Annotated in this window: 2 protein-coding genes; both read right to left on the bottom strand. The window is 62.7% G+C overall.

The annotated features are described in order from the left end of the window. Positions 1 to 210: 210 nt before the first annotated feature. Positions 211 to 2,775, bottom strand: a complete 2,565-nt coding sequence (locus HU811_RS25615) for a FimV/HubP family polar landmark protein (protein ID WP_186658837.1) — start codon at positions 2,773 to 2,775, stop codon at positions 211 to 213. 209 nt (positions 2,776 to 2,984) lie between these two features. Next, positions 2,985 to 3,995 (bottom strand): aspartate-semialdehyde dehydrogenase, encoded by a 1,011-nt coding sequence (locus tag HU811_RS25610; protein WP_092400403.1) that lies wholly within the window; start codon positions 3,993 to 3,995, stop codon positions 2,985 to 2,987. Positions 3,996 to 4,119: the final 124 nt, after the last annotated feature.

The following is a 4,119-nucleotide window of genomic DNA, read 5'->3' as shown; positions in this document are numbered from 1 at the left end:
CAGCTTGCGAAGATGTTGAATATGCCGCCGTCATCGCCAGCAAGCTCGGCTCCACAGGGGGGCTCGGGGTTCATGGAGCCTGCGCTGCCCCCCAATCCCTTGTGGGAGCGAGCCTGCTCGCGATGGGGCCAGCCCAAACACCATTACCTCCCCCTGTCCCAAACAAAAACGGCAGCCTCACTGGCTGCCGCTTTGGTTTACCCGATGACCTCAGGCCAGGCGCGATAACATTTCCTGCGCCTCGCTCTTTTGCGTGGCGTCGCCTTCACTGAGGACTTCGCCGAGGATATCCCGGGCGCCGTCGTTGTCACCCATGTCGATGTAAGCCTGGGCCAGATCGAGCTTGGTCGCCACTTCATCGGTGCCGCTGAGGAAGTCGAAATCCGGCTCATCGTCGGCACTGGCCAACGCGTCTTCAGCGGTAAAAGTCGGCTGAGCGAGGGTGTCGGACAGGCGTTCAAGCTCGGCGTTGACATCGTCCAGTTCGGACTCGAAGGCGTCCTTGGGTTTGTCTTGCACGTCCATTTCATCGGCCAGGGACAGGTCGAAGTCTTCCGGCAGCTCAAGGTCATCCGACGGGGTGTCGGCCACAGCAGGGGTTTGGGCGGCAGGCTCATCCAGGCCCTTGAGGTCGTCATCCAGGTCCAACAGGAAGTCTTCGTCGGCCAGGGCCGGCGTCGGCGTCGGGGCGTCGGCGCCCAGGTCAAGGTCGAATTCCGACAGGTCATCCAGGCTTTCATTGGCCTCGGTCTGCTGCTTGAGCAACGATTCGAAGTCCAGGTCATCATCGGACGGAAATGCATCCAGCTCGATGACAGGCTCTGGCTCAGGCGTTGCCGGTGCGGCCTCCAGATCCTCAAGGCTCAGGTCGAAGGCGCTGTCGAGCTCCTCATCGGTCGGCGGCGTGTCTTCCAGCAAATCCTTGACGTACTGGGCGTCCAGCTCGGCAGCGACTGCCGCGGCGGCCAGGCCGGCAGTGGTGGCGACCACCATGGCCGGGAAACGGCTTTTAAGTTGTTCGACCTGGGCATAGTTTTCGCCGTTGGCCACCAGTTGGCGCTCTTGGGCCACAAAGGCGTCGCGGTCACCCTGCTGACCGTAGACTTCCATCAGCTTCAGGCGCAGGTCGCTGCGCTGAGGCTCGGCCTTGATGCCCTGCTCAAGCAGATCGGCTGCCTGATTCAAACGACCACGATCAATGTGGGACTGGGCCTGACCCAGCACATCGTCGGAACGCTCGGCAGCCGGAGCCACCAATGGCGCGGCGATCGGCGGCGTGACAATCACGGGCGCAATCACCGGGGCTGGCTTGGGCGCAGGTGCGGGAACGGGTTTTGGTTCGAGTTTTACGCTTGGCGGTGGAACTTCAATGCCCTCGAAGCTGCTCGGGGGCAGATCGAGCTCCGGGGAGAAGTCAGCCTCCTCCTCGAGGGCTCGGGCCATGCGCAAGTGCTTTTCGGCTTCCAGTTGTGCCTTGCGGCGACGGGCCAGCAACAGCAACAACAACAGCAGGATCAACGCACCACCGCCAACCAGGCCCAACAGGATCGGATTGGTCAGCAGGTCGTTGTACTTTTGTTCGCTGGACGCTGCCGGGGCTGGCTCCACGGGAGTCGCGGGCGGCGTCGCTTCAGGCGCGGGCGCAGGGGCTTGCGCCGTTGGGTCCGGCGTCAATTCTGCCGACATCGCCGGGGCCGACTCATCGGCCGGCGGTACGGCGACACCATCAGCCTGCATTTTGGCCAGTTGATTGTTCTTGAGTTCGATCAGGCGTTGCAGCTTGTCCAGTTGGCTCTGCAGATCCGCCATGCGGCTTTTGAGTTCTTCATTGTCGCGGCGAGCCGAATCGAGGCTTTCCTGGGTGACCGCAAGCTTGTTGCTCAGGGCCTGGGCATCGCCGGCGGCGCCTTTGGCGCCGGCCTTTGCGGCCTCGGCGGAGACCAGACTCAGGTTATCGCGACCGGCCGCCTGGGCCGGTGCAGTTTGACTGCCACCACGCTTGGTACCGTCCAACTGCTGCTGGCCGGAACGCGCAACGCCCCGCCGCCCCTGGCGCCAAGCGGCATTCTGCGCAGCCACTTCAGCGATAGCCTGGGGTTGCGGCAACGCGGTGCTTTGCACCGGGTCCGGCAGACGCAATACCTTACCGGTCTTGAGCAGATTGATGTTGCCGTTGATGAATGCGTCCGGGTTCAACGCCTGGATCGCCAGCATGGTTTGCTGGATGGACCCACCGTTGCGCACCTTGGCGGCAATTTCCCAAAGGGTATCGCGCGGCGTGGTGGTGTATTGGGAGGGCTTGGTGGCGCCCGTCACCGGCGTGGAGACGACCTGGGACGGCTTCGTCCGGGCGGCGTCAGCCGCCTGGGGGGAGAATTTGGAAGGGTCGATCAACACGCTGTAGTCGCGCAGCAAGCGGCCATTGGGCCACATCACCTGCACCAGGAACTTGACCATCGGCTCCGACAGCGGCTGACTGGAAGTCACCCGCAGGACGCTCTTGCCATTGGCATTGATTACCGGGGTGAAGCTCAGGTCACTGAGAAAGGCCTGGCGGTCGATCCCGGCCTTGGCAAACTCCTCGGGCGAGGCCAGGCTCGGCACGACTTCGGCGGCCGTCAATTGCTGGACGTCGAGCAGCTCGATCTCGGCGACCAGAGGCTGGTTCGGCGGCGACTTCAGGGTCAATTCCCCGAGCCCGAGCGCTTGCGCCATACCGGAGGACAGCGCCGAGGCGGCCGCTATTGCTAACACCAGTTTGCGAACTTGAACCATAGCCTCTTCCTTTGTTTGAACATTCCTCGGCCAGCGAGAAGGTGTTGATGCCGCTGCCGTAAGGCATTGCGCGCCACCCCGAAGCAACGGCGCGCGCGATCGTTTCACTCATGCTCGGGGAAAGCCCCGAGAGGGAGGTTCGCCTTCAGCACTCTGGCCAAGCATAGCGCCCAGCTAGAATCATTCGACAAATTGTTGCCAAGTATCTTTTACAGCAGGTCTTTTATCAACAACTCAGCCACTTGCACAGCATTGAGCGCCGCGCCCTTGCGTACGTTATCTGACGTCAGCCACATATTTAGTTCCGCCGGGTCATCGATCCCCCCGCGCACACGTCCAACGTAGACTACATCCTGCCCTACCGCATCGCCCACCGGGGTCGGGTAATCGCCCGCCTCCACCAGCTCGATGCCGGGTGCCGCCTCCAGGACTGCGTTGACTTTCGCCAGGTCGACGACGTTGGCTGCCTGCACAGTCACGCTAAAGCTATCGCCAAAAAACACCGGGGCTTGAATGCAAGTGACGGAAATCTTTAATGAAGGCTGTTCCAGCACCTGACGCAATTCGCGCACCAGACGCTTTTCCAACAGCGTGTGACCCTGCTCGTCCGGGGTACCCACCTGAGCCAGCAGGTTGAACGCCATCTGCCGGTCGAAAAATTTCGGCTCAAGGGGACGCGCGTTAAGCAACTCGGCGGTCTGGCGGGCCAGTTCACTGACGGCGGCGCGGCCCTGAGCGGACACAGCGAGGCTGGCGGTCAGGCTGATGCGCTGCAACTCCAGGCATTGGCGCAGCGGCGCCAGCACCACGGCCAGCGCGGTCGCCGACGCACTGGGGCTGCTGACTTGAAACGGCTTGCTCAGACCCGCCAGCAGCCCGGCGTTGGCTTCCGGCACGATCTGCGGCGCCTGCTCAGCCGGCAGGGCGCCAGACAGGTCAATCAACGCGCAACCGGCCGCCGTGGCGCGCGGGGCGAAGCTCAGGGTCACCGCCGGGCCGGCGGCAAAAAACACCAGTTGGACTTTGCCGAAATCAAATTCGTCGACTTCGCGCACCCGCACATTTTTGCCGCGAAACATTACCGAGCTTCCTGCCGACTCGCTGCTGGCCAGCAGGTGCAGGTTGCCGATCGGGAAGTCACGCTCTTCGAGAATCTGGACAAGGGTTTCGCCGACAGTACCGGTGGCGCCGATCACGGCAATATCAAAGGACTGGCTCATGGGTCTACCTCAGATAAAACGTGGGGAGCGGCACTTTACCGGGTGGGGGGTATGCAGGCAATTGGCTGGGAGATTTGCAGTGCCAAGACCGGCCTCATCGCGAGCAAGCTTTGCTCCCACAGTG

It is taken from the genome of Pseudomonas tehranensis, from assembly GCF_014268615.1.
In the GTDB taxonomy this organism is placed as follows: Bacteria; Pseudomonadota; Gammaproteobacteria; order Pseudomonadales; family Pseudomonadaceae; genus Aquipseudomonas; species Aquipseudomonas tehranensis.
This window is presented reverse-complemented; position numbering and strand designations above follow the sequence as displayed.

Coding starts and splice junctions, on each gene's coding strand:
- HU811_RS25610 (WP_092400403.1), bottom strand. CDS start 3,995: ATGAGCCAGTCCTTTGATATTGCCGTGATCGGCGCCACCGGTACTGTC.
- HU811_RS25615 (WP_186658837.1), bottom strand. CDS start 2,775: ATGGTTCAAGTTCGCAAACTGGTGTTAGCAATAGCGGCCGCCTCGGCG.